The 20,644-nt window shown below is 72.0% G+C and carries 19 protein-coding genes; 11 read left to right on the forward strand and 8 right to left on the reverse strand.

Going from position 1 to position 20,644, the window contains the following annotated elements; translation table 11 throughout:
• The coding region (locus AB0D53_RS36230; RefSeq protein WP_362453613.1) for an LPXTG cell wall anchor domain-containing protein at window positions 1-212 on the forward strand (212 nt) is incomplete at its 5' end.
• A gap of 94 nt (window positions 213-306) precedes the next feature.
• On the opposite strand, the gene AB0D53_RS36235 is transcribed toward AB0D53_RS36230, so the two are convergent.
• From AB0D53_RS36235 to AB0D53_RS36255, 5 genes are all read right to left on the reverse strand, one after another.
• Window positions 307-1,242, reverse strand: coding sequence for a dihydrodipicolinate synthase family protein (locus AB0D53_RS36235; RefSeq protein WP_362453614.1), 936 nt, complete (start codon window positions 1,240-1,242; stop codon window positions 307-309).
• Window positions 1,239-2,228: an ABC transporter ATP-binding protein gene (locus tag AB0D53_RS36240; protein WP_362453616.1), complete on the reverse strand. Its 990-nt coding sequence runs from the start codon at window positions 2,226-2,228 to the stop codon at window positions 1,239-1,241. Before AB0D53_RS36240 ends, AB0D53_RS36235 begins: the two co-directional genes overlap by 4 nt.
• Entirely contained in the window at window positions 2,225-4,192 is a 1,968-nt protein-coding gene (locus AB0D53_RS36245) for a dipeptide/oligopeptide/nickel ABC transporter permease/ATP-binding protein (protein WP_362453617.1), read from the reverse strand. Before AB0D53_RS36245 ends, AB0D53_RS36240 begins: the two co-directional genes overlap by 4 nt.
• Window position 4,193: 1 nt before the next feature.
• Window positions 4,194-5,144: an ABC transporter permease gene (locus tag AB0D53_RS36250; protein ID WP_362453619.1), complete on the reverse strand. Its 951-nt coding sequence runs from the start codon at window positions 5,142-5,144 to the stop codon at window positions 4,194-4,196.
• Window positions 5,145-5,235: 91 nt separating this feature from the next.
• A complete protein-coding gene (locus AB0D53_RS36255) occupies window positions 5,236-6,831 on the reverse strand; it encodes an ABC transporter substrate-binding protein (RefSeq protein WP_362453621.1) in 1,596 nt (531 codons plus the stop codon).
• Between the two features lie 183 nt (window positions 6,832-7,014).
• Here AB0D53_RS36255 and AB0D53_RS36260 point away from each other — a divergent pair, with 183 nt between their 5' ends.
• The 5 genes from AB0D53_RS36260 to AB0D53_RS36280 all read left to right on the forward strand — a co-directional run bounded on the left by AB0D53_RS36260 (window position 7,015) and on the right by AB0D53_RS36280 (window position 13,042).
• Window positions 7,015-7,746: an FCD domain-containing protein gene (locus AB0D53_RS36260; RefSeq protein WP_362453623.1), complete on the forward strand. Its 732-nt coding sequence runs from the start codon at window positions 7,015-7,017 to the stop codon at window positions 7,744-7,746.
• A 154-nt stretch (window positions 7,747-7,900) separates the two neighbouring features.
• On the forward strand, window positions 7,901-8,908 hold the full coding sequence (locus AB0D53_RS36265; RefSeq protein WP_362453641.1) for an acetylxylan esterase: 1,008 nt from the start codon (window positions 7,901-7,903) through the stop codon (window positions 8,906-8,908).
• A 15-nt stretch (window positions 8,909-8,923) separates the two neighbouring features.
• Window positions 8,924-10,222: a GDSL-type esterase/lipase family protein gene (locus AB0D53_RS36270; RefSeq protein ID WP_362453624.1), complete on the forward strand. Its 1,299-nt coding sequence runs from the start codon at window positions 8,924-8,926 to the stop codon at window positions 10,220-10,222.
• 88 nt (window positions 10,223-10,310) lie between these two features.
• On the forward strand, window positions 10,311-11,750 hold the full coding sequence (locus tag AB0D53_RS36275; RefSeq protein WP_362453625.1) for an exo-alpha-sialidase: 1,440 nt from the start codon (window positions 10,311-10,313) through the stop codon (window positions 11,748-11,750).
• Between the two features lie 110 nt (window positions 11,751-11,860).
• Window positions 11,861-13,042 carry an FAD-dependent monooxygenase gene (locus AB0D53_RS36280; RefSeq protein WP_362453626.1) on the forward strand — a complete coding sequence of 394 codons (1,182 nt, stop codon included), beginning with the start codon at window positions 11,861-11,863 and terminating at the stop codon, window positions 13,040-13,042.
• Window positions 13,043-13,052: 10 nt separating this feature from the next.
• Here the strand turns inward: AB0D53_RS36280 and AB0D53_RS36285 are convergent, their stop codons facing one another.
• On the reverse strand, window positions 13,053-13,745 hold the full coding sequence (locus tag AB0D53_RS36285; protein WP_362453627.1) for an ABC transporter ATP-binding protein: 693 nt from the start codon (window positions 13,743-13,745) through the stop codon (window positions 13,053-13,055).
• Entirely contained in the window at window positions 13,742-14,866 is a 1,125-nt protein-coding gene (locus tag AB0D53_RS36290; RefSeq protein WP_362453628.1) for an ABC transporter permease, read from the reverse strand. The genes AB0D53_RS36285 and AB0D53_RS36290 overlap by 4 nt, the downstream gene beginning before the upstream one ends.
• 115 nt (window positions 14,867-14,981) lie before the next feature.
• Here AB0D53_RS36290 and AB0D53_RS36295 point away from each other — a divergent pair, with 115 nt between their 5' ends.
• On the forward strand, window positions 14,982-15,572 hold the full coding sequence (locus AB0D53_RS36295) for a TetR/AcrR family transcriptional regulator (RefSeq protein WP_093895458.1): 591 nt from the start codon (window positions 14,982-14,984) through the stop codon (window positions 15,570-15,572).
• Window positions 15,573-15,592: 20 nt separating this feature from the next.
• Here AB0D53_RS36295 and AB0D53_RS36300 read toward each other — a convergent pair whose 3' ends face one another.
• A complete protein-coding gene (locus AB0D53_RS36300) occupies window positions 15,593-16,291 on the reverse strand; it encodes a FadR/GntR family transcriptional regulator (RefSeq protein ID WP_362453629.1) in 699 nt (232 codons plus the stop codon).
• A 152-nt stretch (window positions 16,292-16,443) separates the two neighbouring features.
• On the opposite strand from AB0D53_RS36300, the gene AB0D53_RS36305 reads away from it, so the two are divergent.
• From AB0D53_RS36305 to AB0D53_RS36320, 4 genes are all read left to right on the forward strand, one after another.
• Window positions 16,444-17,403: a dihydrodipicolinate synthase family protein gene (locus AB0D53_RS36305; RefSeq protein WP_362453630.1), complete on the forward strand. Its 960-nt coding sequence runs from the start codon at window positions 16,444-16,446 to the stop codon at window positions 17,401-17,403.
• On the forward strand, window positions 17,400-18,368 hold the full coding sequence (locus AB0D53_RS36310) for an ROK family protein (protein ID WP_362453631.1): 969 nt from the start codon (window positions 17,400-17,402) through the stop codon (window positions 18,366-18,368). The genes AB0D53_RS36305 and AB0D53_RS36310 overlap by 4 nt, the downstream gene beginning before the upstream one ends.
• Window positions 18,365-19,045 carry a putative N-acetylmannosamine-6-phosphate 2-epimerase gene (locus tag AB0D53_RS36315; RefSeq protein ID WP_362453632.1) on the forward strand — a complete coding sequence of 227 codons (681 nt, stop codon included), beginning with the start codon at window positions 18,365-18,367 and terminating at the stop codon, window positions 19,043-19,045. The genes AB0D53_RS36310 and AB0D53_RS36315 overlap by 4 nt, the downstream gene beginning before the upstream one ends.
• Before the next feature lie 64 nt (window positions 19,046-19,109).
• Window positions 19,110-20,579, forward strand: coding sequence for a sialate:H+ symport family MFS transporter (locus AB0D53_RS36320; protein ID WP_362453633.1), 1,470 nt, complete (start codon window positions 19,110-19,112; stop codon window positions 20,577-20,579).
• Window positions 20,580-20,644: the final 65 nt, after the last annotated feature.

The raw sequence follows: 20,644 nt of genomic DNA on the forward strand, positions 1-20,644 counted from the left end.
AGCCGGACTGCCCGCCCAACCACCACCACACCTCGTGGCACCACACCTCGTGGCACCACAAGCCGGTGCACCACAAGCCGGCGCACCACAAGCCGCCGCAGCTGGCGCACACCGGTGCCGATGCCAACCTGGGGATGGCCGGCGGGGCCGCCGCGGCCATGGTGCTCGGTGGCACTCTGCTGGTCCGCCGCACTCGCACCGCGAAGGACTGACCGACGCGGTCGACAGGTAGCGGATCCCGAACAGCGGTCCGTCGTCACAGCCGGGGCTGTGACGACGGACCGCTGTTCTTCCGTTCGGGCCGGCTCAGATCCGGGCGAGCCCCGCGCGGTCCAGGCAGGCCGCGATCTCCGCGGTCTCGGCCGCGTCCAGGGCGCGCATCGGCGCGCTCATCGCGTTCGTCCCGATGATCCCGCGCAGCATGAGCGCCGTCTTGAAGGCGCCGAGGCCCGCCGCGGTGGCGGACGCCGTGCCCGGACGGGCCGCCCGGACGATCTCGAAGAGCGCCACCAGACGGTCCTGTTCGGCCCGGGCGGCGGCCCAGTCGCCCCGTACCGCGGCCTCGTGGAGACGTACGTACCCGTGCGGGTCCACATTGCCGAGCCCGGGGACGGAGCCGTCCGCGCCGCCGAGCATCATCGCGTCGACGACCAGCTCGTGTCCGGTGAGCACGGAGAAATCGGGAAGCTCGCGGGCGCCGATGACCAGGCGGCGGAACGAGCCGTCGTCGCCGCTGGAGTCCTTCACCCCGGCGAGCACACCGTCCGCGGCGAGCGGCAGCAGCAGTTCCGGGTCGAGCTTGCTGTGCACACAGACCGGTACGTCGTACGCCAGGACCGGCAGGTCGAGGGCGGCTGCGATGTCGCGGAAGTGGCGGTCGATCTCGGTGTCGTGGGTGCGTGTGTAGAAGGGGGCGGTGACCACGACGGCGTCGGCGCCGAGCGCTTCGGCGGCGCGGGCCCGCTCGATGGCGCGGCCGGTGGTGGTCTCGATCGCTCCGACGAGCACCGGGACCTGTCCGGCGCAGGCGGCTGTGATGACCTTGATGACCTCGTCCTGCCGGCCGGGTGTCAGATAGGCGGTCTCGCCCGAGCTGCCGAGGGCGAACAGGCCGGTGACGCCGCCGTCGAGCAGATGCCCGACGACCCGCTCCAGGGAGGGGCGGTCGATCTCGCCGTCGGCGGTGAGCGGGGTGACGACGGGTGGGATCACGCCGGTGTAGCGGGGGTTGCGGGCGGTCATGCGGTGCTCCTTGCGGACGGTACGGGGGAAGCGGGGCTCTGGGGGTGGACGCAGTGCCAGCGGTGTCCGTCCGGGCCCGAGGCCTCGACGGGAAAGACCGTGGCGCAGGCGTCGTCGGCCTTCCAGCAGCGGGTACGGAACGGGCAGCCGGACGGCGGGTTGGTGGCCGAGGGCACCGGTCCGGTGAGCACGATGCGTTCGGTGCTCTCCAGCAGGCTCGGGGTCGCGGAGAGCAGGGCCTCGGTGTACGGGTGCACGGGGGCGCCCGCCACATCGGCCGCGCGCCCTTCCTCCACGATCCGGCCGAGGTAGAGGACGGCGAGGCGGTCGGCGAGGTAGCGCACCGTCTGGATGTCGTGCGAGATGAACACCATGCCGAGGCCCAGGCGTTCACGCAGGTCGACCAGGAGGTTGAGGACCTGGGCACGGACCGAGACGTCCAGGGCGGAGGTCGGTTCGTCGGCGACGATCAGTTCCGGTTCCAGGGCCAGGGCTCGGGCGATGGCGACGCGCTGGCGCTGGCCGCCGGAGAGCTGTCCGGGGAGCGCGGCGAGAGTGTGGCCGGGCAGGCCGACCAGGTCGAGGAGTTCCTCGACGCGTGCCTCGCGCTCCTCGCGGGTGCCCCGTCTGTGCACGTCGAGCGGGTCACGGAGGATCTGACGGACCGTGAGACGGGGGTTGAGGGCGGTGGACGGGTCCTGGAAGACGACGCCGACGGCGGAGCCGAAGTCGTCGCGGCGCTGTGCCGCGGACATCGTCCACAGGTCGCGGCCGTGGAAGCTGACCTGGCCCTCGGTGGGCTTCTGCAGTCCGGTCAGTACCCGGGCCAGGGTGGACTTGCCGCAGCCGGACTCGCCGACCAGGCCGACGATCTCGCCGCGCTCGACCTCCAGGGTGGCGTCGGTCAGGGCGTGCACGGCGTCCCGGCGGAAGACTCCGCCGCTGCGTGCCTTGTGGCGTACGTGGACGCCGTCGAGCCTGATCACCGGGCGCTCCCTTCCAGTTGTGCGGCCTTCGCCGGGTGGTGGCAGGCGAAGCCGTGGTCGTTCGCGGTGTCGCGGGCGGTGAGTTCGGGTGCGGTGGTGCGGCACAGGTCGGTGGCCGCGTCGCAGCGCGAGGCGAAGCGGCAGCCGGCGCCGAAGCCCTGCGGTGCGGGGACGATGCCGCGGATCTGGTGCAGCCGGTCGGCACCGGCCTCCAGGGAGACGACCGAGCCGAGCAGGCCGCGGCTGTAGTGGTGGGTGGGGCCGGTGAGTACGGAACGGGTGGAGCCGATCTCGGCGAGACGGCCCGCGTACATCACGGCGACCCGGTGCGAGAGGTCGCCGACGAGAGCGAGGTCGTGCGAGACGAGCACCATGGCGAAGCCGAGTTCGTCGCGCAGCTTCACGAGGAGTTCGACGACCTGGGCCTGGACGGTGACGTCGAGGGCGGTGGTCGGCTCGTCGGCGATGAGCAGGCGGGGGTCGCGGGAGAGCGCCATGGCGATCAGGACCCGCTGGCGCTGGCCGCCGGAGAGCTCGTGGGGATAGCTGCGCAGGGTGCGTTCGGGTGCGAGACCGACGAGTTCCAGGAGTTCGGCCGGGGTCTTCGTACCGCCGCGCGAGGTCAGCTGCCTGAGCTGGGTGCCGACGAGGACGGAGGGGTTGAGGGAGGAGAGCGCGTCCTGGTAGACCATCGCGATCTCCGGGCCCATCAGTGCCCGGCGTTCCCTGGGTGACAGGTCCAGCAGGTTCCGGCCGCGGTACAGGATCTCGCCGCTGACCTCGGCGTTGCGGGCGAGCAGGCCCATGACGGCGAGGCTGGTGATGGACTTGCCGCAGCCGGACTCGCCGACCAGACCGAGGGTCTCGCCCTCGTGGACGGTGAAGTTCATCGAGTCGACGACGGGGATCTGCCCGTAGCGGTCGGGGAAGCGGATCGACAGGTCCCGTACGACGAGCAGTTCGGCGGCGTCGTCCCGTACCGGGGTGATGGTCGGTTCGGTGGCCTCGATGCGCTCGGCGAGCCTGACGAGGGCGGCGTCGACGTCCACGGCGGAGGCGGCCTCGACCGGGTCGGGCTCGGTGGTTCCGGTGGGGTCGGCGGCGGGCCCGGCGCTCTTGGGCGCCGCGGAGGCGTCGGTGAGCCCCTCGGAGAGGATGTTGAGGGCGAGGACGGTGATCAGCAGGGCGAGGCCGGGGAAGAAGGTGGCCCACCAGCCGCCTGCCAGGAGGATCTGCCGGCCGTAGGCGAGGACGCTGCCCCAGCTGGGATCGGGGTCCTGCACTCCGGCGCCGATGAAGGAGAGGCTGGCCTCGAAGATGATCGCCTCGGCGACCATCACGGTGGCGAACACCATGACCGGGGCCATGCAGTTGACGGCGACGTGGCGGAGCACGATGTAGCCGCGCCGGGCGCCGATGACCTTCTCGGCGGCGACGTAGTCCTCGCCGTACTGGGACAGCACATTCGCGCGGACCACGCGGGCCAGCGACGGGGTGTAGACGAAGGCGATGGTGAAGATGATCACCGGGACGCTGGTGCCGAAGACCGCGACGAGGACGGCGGCCAGCGCGATCGGCGGGAACGACATCACGATGTCGAGGGTCCGCATCACGGACTCGTCGCCGAGCCTGCGCGAGGTGGCGGCGATCGAGCCGAGCAGGGCTCCGGCGACCAGTGCGAGCGCGGTCGCGCCGAGGCCGATCACCAGCGAGTAGCGCGAGCCGTGCACGACCCGGGCGAAGATGTCGCGGCCGGCCCGGTCGGTGCCGAACCAGTGGGCGCCGCTGGGTGCCTGCACCGGGGTGCCGGTGGTCAGCGGGTTCTGGGTGAACAGCGGGGCGAGTACGGCACCGAGGACGACGACGATCAGTACGCCGAGGGCGATGCGGGAGGTGACCGGGAGGGCGCGGAACGCGATGCCGGGTCGGGACAGTTTGTTGGCCAGACGGCCGGTGGCGAACATGTCACACCGTCCTGATGCGCGGGTTGACCAGCAGATAGAGCAGGTCGACGATGACGTTGACCACCAGGAACGCGATGGCGATGGTCAGTACGGTGCCCTGGACCAGGGCGACATCGCCGCCGGTGACACCTTCGAGGATGAGCTTGCCCATGCCGGGCAGGTCGAAGATCGCTTCGATGACGACGGCGCCGCTGAGCATGTAGCCGACCTTGATGCCGAGCACGGTCAGCGGGGTGACGAGCGCGTTGCGCAGCACCGAGCGGATCACCAGCAGCGGCGGGAGGCCGTTGCCGCGGGCGGTGCGTACGTAGTCGCGGTCGAGTTCGGCGACCATCGAGGTCCGTACGAGCCGGGCGAGGGACGCGGAGACCGGGAGCGCGAGCGAGACCGCGGGCAGGGCCATGGTGGTGAGCCAGCCGCTGAAGGAGTCGGCCGGGTTGGTGTAGCCGCCGGTCGGGAAGATCCGGGTGTTCAGCGCGAACTGCTGGATGAGCAGCACGCCGAGCCAGAAGGACGGGATGGCGACGCCCGCCATGGACACCACCCGGAACAGCTGGTCGGGCCAGCGGTCCCGGTACATCGCACCGGTCACTCCGAACAGCACGGCCAGCACGACCGCCAGGAGCAGTCCGAGCAGGGTCAGCTGGAGCGTGAGCGGGAAGGCGGCGGTGATCCGGTCGACCACGGGCTGGCTCGGCGGCACGGTCATGCCGAGGTCGAAGTGGAGCAGCTGTCCGAGGAAGTGGAAGTACCTGACCGGGAGCGGGTCGTTGAGGCCGTTGGCCTCGGCGAACGCCGCCCGGGCCTCGGGGGTGGCGCTCTCCCCGAGCGCGTTGAAGGCCGGGTCGGCCGGCGAGAACTGGAGCACCACGAAGACGAGCAGCGCGATGCCGAGGATCATCACCGGCATCATCGCGACGCGGCGCAGCGCGAGCCGGAGAAAAGCAACCATCGTCGGGTTCCTTGCGGTTGGGCGGTCTGGTGGTCCGGGACACCTGGGGAGGGCAGGCGTCCCGGACCGGCGATCGGGCGCCGTGAGCCGGTCAGGCGCGGCTGACGTCCAGGAACGAGAGGCCCGTGGTGGGCAGCGGCTTGAAGCCGGGCAGCGCCTTCTCGTTCCAGGCCGTGGGCAGCTTGCGGTGGAGGATCGGGTAGAGCGCGGCCTCGTCGGCGACCAGGTCGGTGACCTCGCCCCACAGCTCCTTGCGCTTCGCCTCGTCGGCGGCCTGGGCTGCCTTGTCGAGGGTCTGCCTGACCTTCTTGTACGCCTCGGACTTGCCCCAGCCGTAACGGCTCTCGGGCCAGAAGCCGTAGTAGAACCAGCGCAGCAGCAGGTCGGCGTCGTTGCCGAAGACGGACGGGTCGCCGGGGGCGACCAGCACCTCGAAGGCGCCCTTGTCGATCTTGGCGTACTGGGCCGGGGACTGGGCGATGTCGAGGGTGACCTTGACGCCGGCCGCCTCCCAGCTCTCCTTCAGCAACGGGGCGATGTCCTTGACCCAGCCCGTGTCGGTGGTGAGGACGGTGAAGGAGAGGTTCTTGACTCCCGCGTCGGCGAGCAGCTGCTTGGCCTTCGCCACGTCGTGCGTGTAGACCGTGGCGGCCTTGTGGTAGTCGGGGTGGGTGGCGGGGACGTATCCGGTGGCGGCTGCGGCGTTGCCCACCATCGCCGTCGAGATGATCTTCTCGGTGTCCAGGGCGTAGTGCAGTGCCTGGCGCACGCGCTTGTCCGCGAACCGCTTGTCCGCGGTGTTGAACATCAGGAAGAGCAGGCCGAAGGACTGCACGGACTCGGTCTTCGAGGAGCCCGCGAGCCTCTTGACGTCGATGTAGGGGACGTCCTCGATGGCCTGGACCCGGCCTGACTCCATGGCGCTGACGCGTGCCGACTGGTCGGACATCAGCCGCCAGATCATCTTCTTGGCCTTGGCCGGGTGCGCGCCGTTGTACTTGTCGTACGCCTCGAAGACGATCTTGTCCTCGCGGGTCGCCTCGACGAACTTGTACGGCCCCGAGCCGACCGGCTTGGCGTCGAACGCCTTGGGGTCCGGTTCGACGATCTTCTTCGGGACGATCCGGGCCACGGCGATGCGGGACGGGAAGAGCGCGAAGGGGTACTTCAGCTTGAACTCGACCGTGCCGGCGTCGACGGCCTTCACCGTGTCGATGAAGGGCACGAACTGCGCCATGAGCGAGGCGTTCTTCGGGTCCAGGATGCGTTCGAAGCTGAACACCACGTCGTCGGCGGTGACCGGTGACCCGTCGTGGAAGGTCGCGCCCTTGCGGAGCGTGGCCCGGTAGGTGGTGGCGTTGATCTTCTTCGGCATCTCGGTGGCGAGCGCGGGACGGGCCACGAGTGTTGCCGGATCGAGATCCACGAGGCCCTCGAAGATGTGCATATTGGCGGCGTACGGAGTCGCACCCGAGGTGATCATCGGGTCGAAGCCGGTCGACAGGGGGTACGAGAGACCGGCCTCGATCAGGCCGCTGCCGCTGCCCTTGTCCGCCGTGCCGTCAGCGGTCGATGACGGCCCGCCGCAGGCGGAAAGGCTCGCCGTGATGGCGGCTGCCGCACCGATGGCACCGGTGTATCGCAGGAAGGTGCGGCGCTCGACACCGGCTGGTCTCAGCTCGGGCACGGGTCCTCCAGGGACGTCGAAGGTGGAACGTGAAAAGGGAGATCTGATGGGGAAGCAGGGGGCGGGACACAGGATCGCGAGGGATCGGAAGCCCTAAGCATCAGACGTCAGATGTCTGATGCCTTGATAGCGTGGGAACGTAGCTGGACAATCGAGAGGGGTCAAGAGGTGGGGAGTTCACATATGTCCGGTGCGAAGCCCGGCCGGCAGCTGCTCCGGCAGGAAGTGGTCGAGGGCATCAAGCGCTACATCCTCGAAAAGCGCCTTCGCCCCGGGGACCCGTTGCCCACCGAGCCGGCCCTGTGCGAGGCGCTCGGCGCCAGCCGCTCCAGCGTCCGCGAGGCGGTCAAGATCCTTGCCGCGCTGGACATCGTGGAGGTGCGGCACGGGCACGGCACATACGTGGGCAGGCTGAGCCTGTCGGCCCTGGTGGAGAGCCTGACCTTCCGCGGACTGCTCTCCCCCGACGACGACTTCCAGGTGATGGCCGACCTCGTCGACGTGCGCGAGCTCTTCGAGCGCGGGATGGCCGACCGGATCGTCTCGCTGCTCAGCTCGGAGCAGCTCGACAGGCTGGACGGCCTGGTCACCACGATGCGCAGGACCGGCGCCCAGGACGGGCACGGCTTCGTGGAGGCGGACCGGGCGTTCCACGCCCTCCTGGTGGCACCGCTCGGCAATGAACTGATCGGCCAGCTCTCGATGGCCTTCTGGGACGTGTACTCGATCGTCGCGCCGCATCTCGACGGATTCACGCACGCCGACGAGATGGCGACGATCGCGGCCCACCAGAACATCGTGGACGCCGCACGGGACGGGGACATCACCGGCTTCATGAAGGCGCTGGGTGAGCACTACGCCCCGGTCCGGCGCCGGATCTCCGAGGCCCGCGCCCGCGACAGCGCTCTGGACTAGGACCTCTCGTCCGGACCATGCCGTGATCCGCCGGCCGGGCCCTTGACGGCCGGCGCGAGGGCTGCCTAGGGTCCGTGTGCCGCCAGGACATCTGACGTCTTCTGTCTCGATGCCCGGCATTCACACCCCCGGCGCACCCCAGGAGGGCACCTCCATGCCGTTGACGGACCTCTCGCTCGCGGACTGCCGCGACTACCGGCCCGAGCTGCCGGTTCCGGACGGCTTCGACGCCTTCTGGTCGAGCACCCTGAGCGAGGCGCCCGCCACCGGCGGTCCGGTGGCGGAGCCGGTGTTCGCACCCGTGGACACCGGCCTCACCCAGATCCGTACGTACGACGTGACCTTGCCCGGCTTCGCCGGACGTCCGGTCCACGGCTGGCTGCACCTGCCGGCCGGGGCCGTCGAACCCCTCGGCTGCGTGGTCGAGTTCCTCGGCTACGGACGGGGGCGCGGCCTCGCGCACGAGAACACGCTCTGGGCGTCCGCCGGTCACGCCCACCTGATCATGGACACCCGCGGTCAGGGCTGGTCGGCCGCGGGTGGCTCCACCGCCGATACGGACGCCGGTGCGGCCGGCACCGTGCCCGGCTTCCTCACCCGCGGCATCGAGAGCCCCGAAACGTACTACTACCGAAGGGTGTTCACCGACGCGGTGCGCTGTGTCGAGGCGGTGCGCGAACACCCCGCGGTCGATCCGGACCGGATCGTCGTGACCGGGATCAGTCAGGGCGGCGGGATCGCGCTGGCGGTGTCGGGGCTGGTACCGGGGCTGGCCGGGGTGATGCCGGATGTGCCGTTCCTCTGCAACTTCCGGCGCGGCGCGGATATTTCGGGCCGGCCTCCGTACACCGAGATCGCCGAGTACCTGAAGCTCCACCGCGACCGCACCGAAACGGCGTTCACCACCCTGTCGCACTTCGATGCGGCGCTGCTCGCCACCCGCGCCACCGCTCCCGCGCTGTTCTCGATCGCGATGATGGACGAGATCTGTCCGCCCTCCACCTGCTTCACCGCGTACAACCACTACGCGGGGCCCAAGGACGTACGCGTCTACGAGTTCAACGGGCACGAGGGCGGCACGGCGTATCAGCAGCGGGAGCAACTGGCCTGGGTGCGTTCCCTGTTCGCAGGCCCGCCGTCGGGGCGGGCCGGCCACTCCTGACCGGAGGCACCTTCCGTGCGCAGACGATCCATGCTTCTCGCCGCCGGCGCGGCGGCCCTGAGCGCCCCGTTCGGCGGCCGCGCCTTCGCCGCGACCCCGGGCGGCGGTCCGCTCCTGGACCACGACACCCCCGTGGACCTGGACGGCGGCGAGTACGTCGACCTGTCGGACCGGGCCGGCGCACTCGCCCCGCTCACCGCGGGGACCATCGTCGTCACCTTCCGCACCACCAGCCACAACGAGGCGATGACCCTGCTCAGCGCCTCCGACCCGACCGAGCCCTCGTCCAACATCACGCTGAACCTGAGCGGCGGCGCCCTGCAGTTCTCGGCGCGCGAGAAGGGTGCGGTGCTGGTCAATGTCATGACCAGGACACGCTATGACGACGGTCTGCTTCATACCGTCGCCGTCACCGTCGACTCCTCCGGCACCCGGCTCCACGCCGGCGGACGCACGGTGTTCGAGACGGCGCGACACGCCTTCTTCGCCGATGTCTCCGGGCTGAGCGCGCTCGCTCTCGGCCGCAATCTCGACAGCGACCACCCCGGCGGGGAATGGTTCTGCACCGGCACCGTCGAGCGGGCCGCGGTCTGGGACCGGGTGCTCGGCGAGGCCGAACTGGTCGCGCAGAGCCCCCGCCCCGACCTCGCCGACCTCGGCACGATCTCCACGGTCCTGAACAGTGACACGCCCGCCACCTGGGTCGTCACCGGCGACAGCATCACCCACGGCGCCCTGCACACCAACGGCTGGCGCAGCTACCCGGAGCACTGGACGGAACGTGTCCGCTGGGAGCTGGGCAAGCCGAAGAACCGCGACTTCGTGATCGATTCCGGCGTGAGCGGCGCCACCAGCGCCGAACTCGTCGCCATGTTCGGGGAGCGGGTCACCGCCTTCTCGCCGCGGGTGGTCTCGATCATGATCGGTACGAACGACATCGCGACATCGGGTCTCGGCCCCGAGGCATACCGGGCCAATCTCGTCTCGCTCGTCCGCTCGGTACGGGCGCTGCCCGGCTCGCCGGTTCCGGTGCTCCAGTCGCCCAACCCGGTCGATCCGGCCAAGTGGCCCGGCCGGGTGGGGCTTTCGCGGTACGCGCAGGTGATGGGCGAGGTCGCGGCGGCGCAGAACGCCGTGTTCATCGACCACTACAACGACTGGCTGGACAGCAACGGCGGCCAGGTCCCGCTGTCGCTGCTCAATGACGGGCTCCACCCCGACGAGCGGGGCCACCACCGCCTCGCACTGAAGATGATCAAGGACTTGCGGGTCTTCGACAGCGGCAGCAGGGTCTGTTCGCTGCGCGTCCCGTAGCGGCGCGCGCGAGCCCCGCAGGCCCGCGCCCCGCCCCCGGCTCACCCTTCCGAGAAGCACCACCCCCTTCCGAGAAGAGAGATCGTCCATGCAGCGAAAAGTCTCCGTCGCCCTGCTCAGCGCCGCCCTGCTGGTGGTCACCGCGACCGGCACCGCCCACGGCGCCTCCCCCGCCCCCGGCGAGCTGACCTCGCAGGACCTGACCGTCGACGGGGCGGGCTCGCCCCACTACCGCATCCCGGCGCTCACCACCTCCGTCAAGGGCACGGTGCTCGCGGCCTACGACGCCCGCCCCACCCTCGGCGACCTGCCGGGCAACATCTCCATCGTGCTGCGCCGCAGCACCGACAACGGTGTGACATGGCAGCCGCAGCAGGTGGTCCGCGCGGATGGAGCGCCCAAGGGCTACGGCGACCCGAGCCTGCTCGTGGACCGCACCACCGGCCGGATCTTCCTGTTCTACGCCGCCTCGGTGAACCAGGGCTTCTTCGGCTCGGGCACCGGCAACGACGAGAACGACCCGAACGTCCTCCAGGCCGATTACAGCTACTCCGACGACGACGGGGTGACCTGGACCCACCGCCGTATCACCCGGCAGATCAAGGACCCGGCTTGGGCGGGCATGTTCGCGGCCTCCGGCGAGGGCATCCAGCTGCGCCGGGGCCCGTACAAGGGCCGGCTGATCCAGCAGTACGCCGTCCGCGTCGACGGCGCCAACTACGCGGCGAGCGCCTACAGCGACGACCACGGCGAGACGTGGCGGATGGGCAATCCGGTCGGCCCCGGCGGCGACGAGAACAAGACCGTCGAGCTGTCCGACGGCAGGGTGATGCTCAACAACCGCTCGAAGCCGTACCGGACGGTCGCGTACTCCACCGACGGCGGGGTCAACTACACCCCGTTCGCCCAGGACACCCGGCTCACCGACCCGGCGAACAACGCCTCGGTGATGCGGTACGCCCCCGATGCCGCACCGTCGGACCCGCAGTCCTCGTGGCTGCTGTTCAGCAACACGGAGGACGCCTCGGCACGGCGCAACCTCACGGTGAAGATGTCCTGCGACAACGGGAGGACCTGGCCGATCCGGAAGGTCGTCGACCCGGGCGCCGCGGCCTACTCCACGCTGACCCGGCTCGCGGACGGCCGCCTCGGGCTCCTCTACGAGCGGGCCGACTACACGCACATCACCTACGCGTCCTTCGACCTGAAGTGGCTCGGCGGCACCTGCGCCGACATCACGGTCACCCCGCCCGCGACGCTCAAGGCAGGCACCGCCACCGACGTGACGGTGCGGGTGGTCAACCGGATGGACGTACGCCGTGACCGGGGCACCATGGATCTCACCGTGCCCGGCGGCTGGACGACGAGCCAGGTCGTCGTCCCGGCGCTGGCCCCGGGCCAGGGCGCCGATGTGAAGGTCCCGGTGACGGTCGCCTCGGGCGCCTCGGGCAGTGTCGCGCTCACCGCCACGTACCGGGCGAGCGGCAAGCAGGCGTCCGGCAGCGCGACGGTGACCGTGACCCCGTAGGCGGCCCGGCCCTCCGGGAGGCGCCGCGTCCTGTCCCGCACCGGCCCCGCACGGGTGCGACGATGAGGGCCTCCAACACCTCCCGGAGCGTCGGAACAGGCGGTGGCACGGTGGCAGTGACGGGTTTACGCATCGGGGTGGTCGGCGGCAGCATCGCCGGCTGCGCCATGGCGATCGCGGGGGCGCGGGCCGGGGCGGACGTGACCGTCCACGAGCGCAGCGAAGGCGCGCTGCAGGACCGGGGTTTCGGCATCGTCATCCCTCCGCCGCTCCATCAGGAGCTGGTCGCCCGCGGGTATCTGGGCGCGGACATGCCGACGGCACAGGTCGCCACCCGGGTCTGGCTCGCCCGGGTGCCGGGGCGGCGGTCGGCGCGCGAGCTGGCCCGGCAGCAGGCCCCGGTGACGGCGTGCAACTGGGGTCTGCTGTGGCGGGCGTTGCGCGCCGGCGCCGGGGACGGCGCCTACCACCGCGGACGGCCCGTCGGCTCCGTCGGACGTACGGCCTCCGGCGGCGCCCTGATCCGTACCGCGGAGGGCGAGCGGGAGTACGACATCGTCGTAGGGGCGGACGGGCACCGCTCCGTGACCCGCGACGCGCTCGCGCCCGGGGTGCGGCCGGTTCCCGCCGGGTACCTGGTCTGGCGGGGCACGATCCCGGCCGCCGCCCTCCGTGACCATCCGGGGCAACTGACGATGCTGGAGAGCTCCTGGGTCACCCTGGGCTTCCCCGGCGGACACGGTGTCTTCTACCTGATCCCGGGGACGGCCGGGGGTTCGCGTCTGCTGGCGTACGCCATCTACTCCTCTCCCCCGGCCGCCGGCCCCCCTGCCTCCACCGCGTACGTGCGGCACATCGCCGAGGAGCACTTCCCCGCGGAGTGGGCCGACATCGTCGCCCGGGGCGAGCACACCTCCCACGCGCTCCACCCGGTCGCCGACTTCATGGTGCCCCGGGCGGCGGAACCCCCCTTCCTCCTGGCGGGCGACGCGGCGAGCGTGACCCGGCCGCACACCGCGAGCGGGGCGGTCAAGGCGCTCCAGGACGCGCTGTGCCTGGAACGGACGCTGCGCGCCTCCTCCTCGGCGGCCGAGGCCCTGCGCCGGTACGCGGACGAGCGTTCCGCCGAGGGGGCCCGCCTGGTCGGCCTCGGCCGCAGGCTGGGGCGCGCGTTGGTCGGGAACACGCCGGACTGGCCCGCGATGGGGCCCGCCGAGGTGGAGGCGCTGAGCCGCGCCGCGCTGGACGGCGACGACAACTATCTGTTCGGCAGCGTCCGACGGCAGCGGTGAGCGGGCGGGGTCAGTGGCCGGGCCGTGCGGACGGGGCCGCCCCGGCGGTCAGCGCGGCCATGTCCACGACCCGGTCGGCGGCCTCCGCCACGGCCGGGTCGTGTGTGGCGACGACCGTGACGCAGTCGTCCTGGCGGGTGCGTTCGGCGAGGAGCGCGGCCAGTTCGCCGGCCTGCGAGCGGTCGACGGCCGCCGTCGGTTCGTCGATCAGCAGCAGTTTCGGGGAGAGGAAGAGCGCACGGGCCAGGGCCACGCGCTGGCGTTCGCCGCCGGAGAGCTGTTCGGGGCGGTGGCGCAGACGGTGGCCGAGGCCCACCCGGGTCAGGGCCTCCCCGGCGCGGGCGCGGTGCGCGCCGGGGCGCCCGGCGCTGATGTACACGGCGGCGAGCAGCTGGTCGACGGCGGTCAGTCCGGAGAGCAGATTGCCGCTCTGGAACATGTAGCCGATCCGTTCGCGGCGGGCCTCGGCGCGCCGGGCGTCGGAGAGCCCGGCGAGATCCTCGCCGTCCAGCAGGACCTGCCCGTCGGTGGGCCGCAGCAGCGCGCCCGCGACGGCGAGCAGGGTGGACTTCCCGGAGCCCGACGGGCCGACGAGGGCCGTCATGCGGCCGGGTTCGAAGGTGACGTCGAGGCCGTCGAAGACGGTGGTGCGGGCGTCGGCCCGGCCGAACTCCACGGTGACGCGGGTCAGTTCGAGGCTCATCGGTTGGCTCCCAGCATGGTCAGCGGGTCGGCTTTCGTCACCCGGCGCAGGGTCAGGGCGGTGCCCGCGAGGCCGACGGCCGCGACGGTGCACATGGTGGCGGCGAGGGTGGTGGCGGGCAGGCTGAACGGCACCTTCTCGCCGACCAGCAGCCCGACCGCTCCGGCGAGCACGGCGCCGCCCGCGGTGCCGAGGACGACGACGAGGGCCGCCTGGAGCACGGTGTGGGCGAGCAGCCGCCGGCGGGAGGCGCCCAGTGCGCGCAGCAGGGCGAGTTCGGGCTGCCGCTGCACGGTCCACACGGCGAAGAAGGCGCCGACCACGAGCGGGGCGATCAGGTAGAGAAAGACCTGGATCGAGCTCATGGTGACGCGCTCGCCGGTGTAGCCGGGGGCCGCCTCGTACGCCTCCTCCTTGGTGAGGGTGGTGGTGGAGTGCCGTTCGTCGAGGGTGGCGGTGGAGGTCCCGGCCGGCGGGGTGCGCAGGGCCAGGGCGCTGAACTGGCCGGGAATCGCGGCGGCGGCGGAGGCCGGGGCGCCGGGGGTGCTGAAGCGGATGCGCTGCCAGGTCTTCAGCGGGACGTAGGCGACGGGCACATGGCCGTAGCTGGAGCGCTCGGTCACCCCGATGACGTGCAGTTCGATGCCGAGCCGGTCGATGACGAGGGTGTCGCCCACGCGTACGCCCTCGTCGGCGAGCTTGGCGGACATCACGATGCTGCCCGCCGCCGCGTCGGCGAGTTTCTTGCCCTCGGTGACCGAGGGGGCGAGGAAGGAGCCGGGCTCGACGCCGAAGGCGGCGAGGTCGACCTCGGCGCCGCGGTTCGTCGTGCCACGGGTGATGGAGACGCCCAGTGGGGTCGCGTCGGTGTCCGCGTCCGCGCGCCAGGCGGCGGCGGTCTTCTCGTCGAGGAGGCTGCGGGCGAACTGGTCGGACCGGGCGTCCGAGGAGAAGACCAGCTGCGCGGCCGGGAGGCGGCGCAGCGCGGAGACGGTGTCGTCCCCCAGGCCTGTGGTGAAGCCGGAGACGATGCCGACGAGCGCGGCGACGAGCACCACGACGGACCCCATGAGCAGGAAGCGCCCTCGGGCGGCGCGCAGCTCCAGCAGAGCGAGGAACACGGCGGTTCCCTTCGATGGATCGATGTTAGGGACAGTGTGTCGCCAACATAGATGATGGGGACACCGCGTCCCCAAGTGGGGGTCGGCAGTGCGCCGGAGCTTCTAGACTGGGCCGGTGCCCAGGATCAGTGCCGCCACGGTTGCCGAGCACCACGCCCAGCAGCGGCTGGCCCTGGTGCGGGCGGCCCGTGAGCTGCTGGAGGGCGGTGACGCGGAGGCCGTGACCTTCACCGCGGTCGCCAGGGCCACGGGGCTCGCCCGAAACAGCGTGTACAAGTACTTCCCCGGCCGCCCCGAGCTGCTCGCCGCGGTGGTCGAGGACGCGATGCCCCTCTGGACGGAGGCCATCCGGGCCGGGATGTCGGCGGCCGTTACCCCCGAGGAGAAGATCGCCGCCTATGTGTCGTGCCAGCTGGAGCTGGTGCGCGGCGGCGAGCACCGGATCGCCCAGGCACTGGCCGGGGTGCGCGACGCGGCGGTGGTGCGGGAGAGCGCGGCGCGGGTCCACCGGGAGCTGCTCACCCCGCTGACCGGCGCGCTGAGCGAGCTGGGCGAGGAGGACCCCCGGCGTACGGCGCAGCTCCTCCAGGGAATCGTCAACGCGGCCACGACGGCGATCGAGAACGGCGACGACCCCCGGGCGATGACGGACCGGGCGGTCCGGATGGCCGTCACCGCGATCACCGGGGCGATGCCGGGGCGTTGAGGAACCGGCAGACGCGCCGGCTACGGGGCCGGTGACGGTTCCAGGCGGGTGCGGATGCCGTCGAAGTGGGTGCGCATGGCGCGTACCGCGCGTCGGCCGTCGGCCGCCGCGAGCGACTCGACGATCTCGCGGTGCTGGGCACAGGTGACCAGCGGGTCCTGATGGCCGTCGTCGAGGTCTTCGCGCACCCGGTCCATGGCCGCCCAGAACGCGTCGAGCACCTCGCTGAGCAGGTGGTTGTCGAGCGAGGCGTACAGCGCGAGGTGGAAGGCGCGGTCGGTGCCGCGCGCCACCCGGCCGCCGTCGCGGGCCTCGGCCTCCATCCTCGCGACGAGACCGCGCAGCACCCCGAGGTCCTCGTCGGGGATCCCGGCGGTGACCGCGCCGACCAGGCCGGCCTCCAGCGCCTCCCGCACCTTCATCAGCTCGAAGAGACCCGGCTCCCCCCGCCGGTGGCGGACGGCGGCCCGGAAGGCGAGCCCCTCGGCGAAGGGCGACAGGGAGAGCGAGCCGACGAAGGTGCCGTAGCCGCGGCGGATCTCCACGACATTGACGGCCTGGAGCGCCTTGAGGGCCTCGCGCACCGACACCCGGCCGGCGCCGAAGAGCTCCATCAGCTCCGCCTCGGTGGGCAGGGCGTCGCCGGGGCCGAGTCTGCGTTCCAGGATCAGCTCCTTGAGCCGGCGCTCTATGTCCTGAGCCATGGTGGGGCGCGCCACAACATCCTCCCGAGGTGCGATTGCCCCTTGACCGCTCAAGGGAGCATCTGTTTATGGTGAGCCAGACATAGGACATCTTACGTCTCACGTCTCGATCCGTGCAGCTGCCTCGGGCCACGGATCGGTGCATCGACCGAGCTGGAGCCCTCACCATGTCCCTCACCGCACCGCTGCACGGCGTCGTCCCGCCGGTCTGCACCCCGCTCGACCCCCGGGGGGAGGTCGACACCGCGTCCCTCGCCCGGCTCGTCGAGCACCTCATCGGCGGCGGTGTGCACGGGCTGTTCGCGCTCGGCTCCACCAGCGAGGTCGCGTACCTCACCGACGAGCAGCGCGCCACGGCGCTGGAGACCGTGGTCAACGCGACCGACGGCAGGGTTCCGGTGCTGGCCGGTGTCATCGACACCACCACCGCACGGGTCGTCGAGCACGCCCGCTCCGCCGCCGCCCTCGGCGCGGACGCCCTGGTCGCGACCGCGCCGTTCTACACCCGCACCCACGACAGGGAGATCGCCCAGCACTTCCGGCGGCTGCGCACGGCCGTCGACCTGCCGCTGTTCGCGTACGACATCCCGGTCGCCGTGCACAGCAAGCTCTCCCCCGCGCTGGTGCGCGAACTCGCCGAGGACGGCACGCTGGCCGGGCTCAAGGACAGCAGCGGCGACGAGGGCGGGCTGCGCCGCCTGATCGTCGGGCTGGGTGGCCGCGAGGGCCGCGCGAACGGCCCGGCGCCCCGCTTCAGCATCCTCACCGGCTCCGAACTCACCGTGGACGCAGCCCTGCTGGCCGGAGCCGACGGCGTCGTGCCGGGCATCGGCAATGTCGACCCGGCCGGTTACGTACGGCTCTACGACGCCGCGCGGGCCGGGAACTGGGAGCTGGCCGCGCGGGAGCAGGAGCGGCTCGTCGAGCTGTTCGCCATGGTCGACGCGGGCCCGGAGGCGGACATGGGCCGCAGCTCCTCGGCGCTCGGCTCCTTCAAGGCCGCACTCCAGCTGCTCGGCGTCATCGACTGCGGCGACACCGCCTTTCCGCAGATCCGGTTGAGCGCCGAGTCCGTCGCCCTGGTCTCCCGGCGCCTGCGCGCCGCCGGCCTGCCGCCGGTCCGATGAGCGACCGCTCCCGGCCCTCCGCCGGAACGGGTGCCGCGGTGATCGGGCTCGACCTCGGCGGTACGAAGATCGCCGCCGCGCTCCTCGGCCCCGACGGCACGGTCCTGTCCCGGCACACCCGGCCCACACCCGCCCGGGACGGCGCGGCGGCCGTGCTGGACGCACTCGCCGGGGCCGCCGCGGCCGTCGATCCGGGACGGCTGGCCACGGCGCTCGGCGTCGCGGCGGCCGGTGTCGTCGATCCCCGCACCGGCATGGTCACCAGCGCCACCGACTCCATCCGCGGCTGGGCCGGCACCGCCCTGGGCGCCGGCCTCGCCGACCGCACCGGATACCCGGTGGCCTGCGACAACGACGTACGCGCCACGGCGGGCCCGGAGCTCGCGGCCCTGACCACCGGGCACCCGGGACACGAATCGCTGCTGTTCGTGGCGGTCGGCACGGGGGTGGGCGGCGCGATCGCCGTCGACGGGCGGATGCTGCACGGCGCGGCCGGGCTCGCCGGCCATCTCGGCCATCTGCCCAGCCCCGGGGCCACCGGGCTGCCCTGCACCTGCGGGGCCGCCGGGCATCTGGAGGTCATCGCCTCCGGGCCCGGCATCACCGCCCACTACGAGCGGCTGACCGGCGCCCCCGTGGACCGGCTCGAAACCGTCGCCGCCCGCGCCGGGCAGGGCGACGCGGCGGCCGTCCGCGCCATCACCACGGGCGCGGCCGCCACCGGCCAGGTGCTCGGCGGGCTCGCCAACGCGCTGGGACCCGACCGGGTCGTCGTCGGCGGCGGCGTGCCGCGGATCGGCCCGCTGTACGGGGACGCCCTGGCCGCCGCCTTCACCGCGGAGCTGATGCCGCCGTTGCGCGGCCTCGTGCCCCGGGCGCCCCTGTTCGGCGCCGACGCGGCGGTGCTCGGCGCCGCCGCCCTGACCACCACCCTTCCCCTCCACCACCCGGGAGTCCCTCGATGACCGCTCAGGAACTGGCCGCCGCCCTCCGGGGCAAGCTGATCGTGTCCTGCCAGGCACCCCCCGGCGACCCGATGCGGGAGACCGGCACCCTGGTCCGGCTCGCCCGCTCGGCCGTCGCCGGGGGCGGCGCCGCGATCCGTGCCAACGAACCGGAGGTCGTCGCCGCGATCGCCGGGGCCGTGGACCTGCCGGTCATCGGCCTGTGGAAGGACGGCGACGTCGGCGTCTACATCACCCCGACCGTCCGGCACGCCCTGGCGATCGTCGAAGCCGGTGCCGATGTCGTCGCCGCCGACGCCACCGACCGGCCGCGCCCCGACGGTTCCACCTTCGCCGAGCTCGTCGCGGCGGTGCACGGTGCGGGCGCCCTGGTGATGGCCGATGTCTCCACCCTCGCCGAGGGCGTCACGGCCGCCGGACAGGGCGCGGACTTCGTCTCCACCACCCTCTCCGGCTATGTGCCGGGCAGCCCGGAGCAGACCGGCCCCGATCTCGCACTGGTCGCCGGACTCGCCGCCGCGATCGATGTCCCGGTGGTCGCCGAGGGCCGGATCAACACCCCCGGGGAGGCCGCCGAGGCCCTGGCACGCGGCGCCCACAGCGTCGTCGTCGGTACCGCCATCACCGCGCCCACCGCCCTGACCGCCCGATTCGTCGCGGGCATCGCCCGGCCCTGACCTTCCCCCCACCACGCGGGCCGGCCGCTCAACGACGAGCGCCGTCCCGCATCCTGGAGTCACCGTGCAGACCACATCACCCGCCAAGCTCCCCTGGTACCGAGAAGTGAGCGGTACCCAGTGGAAGTCGTTCTTCGCCGCCTGGATCGGCTACGTCCTCGACGGCTTCGACTTCGTGCTGATCACTCTCGTGCTCACCGAGATCAGTGACGACTTCGGGCTGAGCACGGTGCAGGCCGCCAGCCTGATCTCCGGTGCCTTCATCACCCGCTGGCTGGGCGGTGCGGTGCTCGGTGCCCTCGGCGACCGGTACGGCCGCAAGCTCTCCATGGTCCTGAGCATCCTGCTGTACTCGCTCGGCACCTTCGCCTGCGGATTCGCCTGGAACTACCAGAGCCTGTTCGCCGCCCGGCTCGCCATCGGCATGGGCATGGCCGGTGAGTACAGCGCCAGCGCCACGTACGTCATGGAGAGCTGGCCCGCCAGGCTCCGCAGCAGGGCCAGCGGCTTCCTGATCTCCGGTTTCTCGGTCGGCTCGGTGCTCGCCGCGCAGGTCTACAAGTGGGTGGTGCCCTCGCTCGGCTGGCGGTGGATGTTCTATCTCGGCCTGATACCGATCGCCATCGCGCTGTGGATGCGGCGGGCGCTGCCGGAGGCCGAGGAGTGGACGGAGAGCGTCGGGGACAAGGGCGCCAAACCCAACCCCTTCCGGCCGCTGTTCGCGACCCGGGGCCGGGCCCTGGTCAATACGGTCCTGGTGGCCGTCGCCACCGTCGCGCTCTTCCTGGTCTTCACCCCGGGCGGCGCCGGAATGGTCCCGGTGCTCTCGGTGGTCGCCGGGCTGTCGCTCGCCGCGTTCGCCGTGCAGATGGGCGGGAAGCGCGGCTGGGTGCTGTATCTGTCGATGATCGTGACGCTGTTCTTCGCGTTCCTGTACTCGTGGCCGATCCAGGCGCTGCTGCCCACGTATCTGAAGACCGAGCTCGGCTACTCCACCGGCCAGGTCACCGATGTCCTGTACTTCGCGGGCTTCGGAACCATGGTCGGCTGCTGGACCGCGGGCTTCCTCGGTGACCGGATCGGTGCGAAGAAGGCGTACGCGCTGACGCTGCTCGCCTCGCTGGCCTTCGTCTATCCGGTCTTCGCCGTGCACGACAACCTCCTGCTGCTCGGCATCCTGCTCTTCCTGCTGCAGGCGACCAGCTTCGGCATCTCGGGGCTGCTGCCCCGCTACATCGGCGGGCACTTCCCGACCGAGAGCAGGGGCGCGGCGCTCGGCTTCACGTACAACGTGGGGGCGCTGGGCGGTGCGGTGGCTCCGGTGCTGGGGGCGCATCTGGCGTCCGGGATGGATCTGGGGCAGGCGCTGGCGGTGCTGACCTTCGCGGGCACGGTGATCGTGGTGCTGCTGGTCGGGTTCGACGTACCGGCCCGGCTGAACCGGCTGACCGACCCGGATGCCGAGCGGGACCATCTCGCGGCGGTGCCGGCCGCGGAGCGGGGCGGTTCCTCACGCACGGAGGCCGCCGGCTGACGCGCCGGGCAGCGCGCGAGCGGCCGGGGTCGCGGACCGATCGCGTCCAAGGCGAGGGCCCGGTC

The sequence above is a fragment of the Streptomyces sp. NPDC048295 genome (genome assembly GCF_040652135.1).
Classification (GTDB): domain Bacteria; phylum Actinomycetota; class Actinomycetes; order Streptomycetales; family Streptomycetaceae; genus Streptomyces.

Excerpts from the sequence above, each read along its gene's own strand:
- AB0D53_RS36235 (WP_362453614.1), bottom strand. The coding sequence starts at position 1,242 with ATGACCGCCCGCAACCCCCGCTACACCGGCGTGATCCCACCCGTCGTC.
- AB0D53_RS36305 (WP_362453630.1), top strand. The coding sequence starts at position 16,444 with ATGTCCCTCACCGCACCGCTGCACGGCGTCGTCCCGCCGGTCTGCACC.
- AB0D53_RS36285 (WP_362453627.1), bottom strand. The coding sequence starts at position 13,745 with ATGAGCCTCGAACTGACCCGCGTCACCGTGGAGTTCGGCCGGGCCGAC.
- AB0D53_RS36265 (WP_362453641.1), top strand. The coding sequence starts at position 7,901 with ATGCCGTTGACGGACCTCTCGCTCGCGGACTGCCGCGACTACCGGCCC.
- AB0D53_RS36245 (WP_362453617.1), bottom strand. The coding sequence starts at position 4,192 with ATGTTCGCCACCGGCCGTCTGGCCAACAAACTGTCCCGACCCGGCATC.
- AB0D53_RS36275 (WP_362453625.1), top strand. The coding sequence starts at position 10,311 with ATGCAGCGAAAAGTCTCCGTCGCCCTGCTCAGCGCCGCCCTGCTGGTG.
- AB0D53_RS36310 (WP_362453631.1), top strand. The coding sequence starts at position 17,400 with ATGAGCGACCGCTCCCGGCCCTCCGCCGGAACGGGTGCCGCGGTGATC.
- AB0D53_RS36250 (WP_362453619.1), bottom strand. The coding sequence starts at position 5,144 with ATGGTTGCTTTTCTCCGGCTCGCGCTGCGCCGCGTCGCGATGATGCCG.
- AB0D53_RS36260 (WP_362453623.1), top strand. The coding sequence starts at position 7,015 with ATGTCCGGTGCGAAGCCCGGCCGGCAGCTGCTCCGGCAGGAAGTGGTC.
- AB0D53_RS36315 (WP_362453632.1), top strand. The coding sequence starts at position 18,365 with ATGACCGCTCAGGAACTGGCCGCCGCCCTCCGGGGCAAGCTGATCGTG.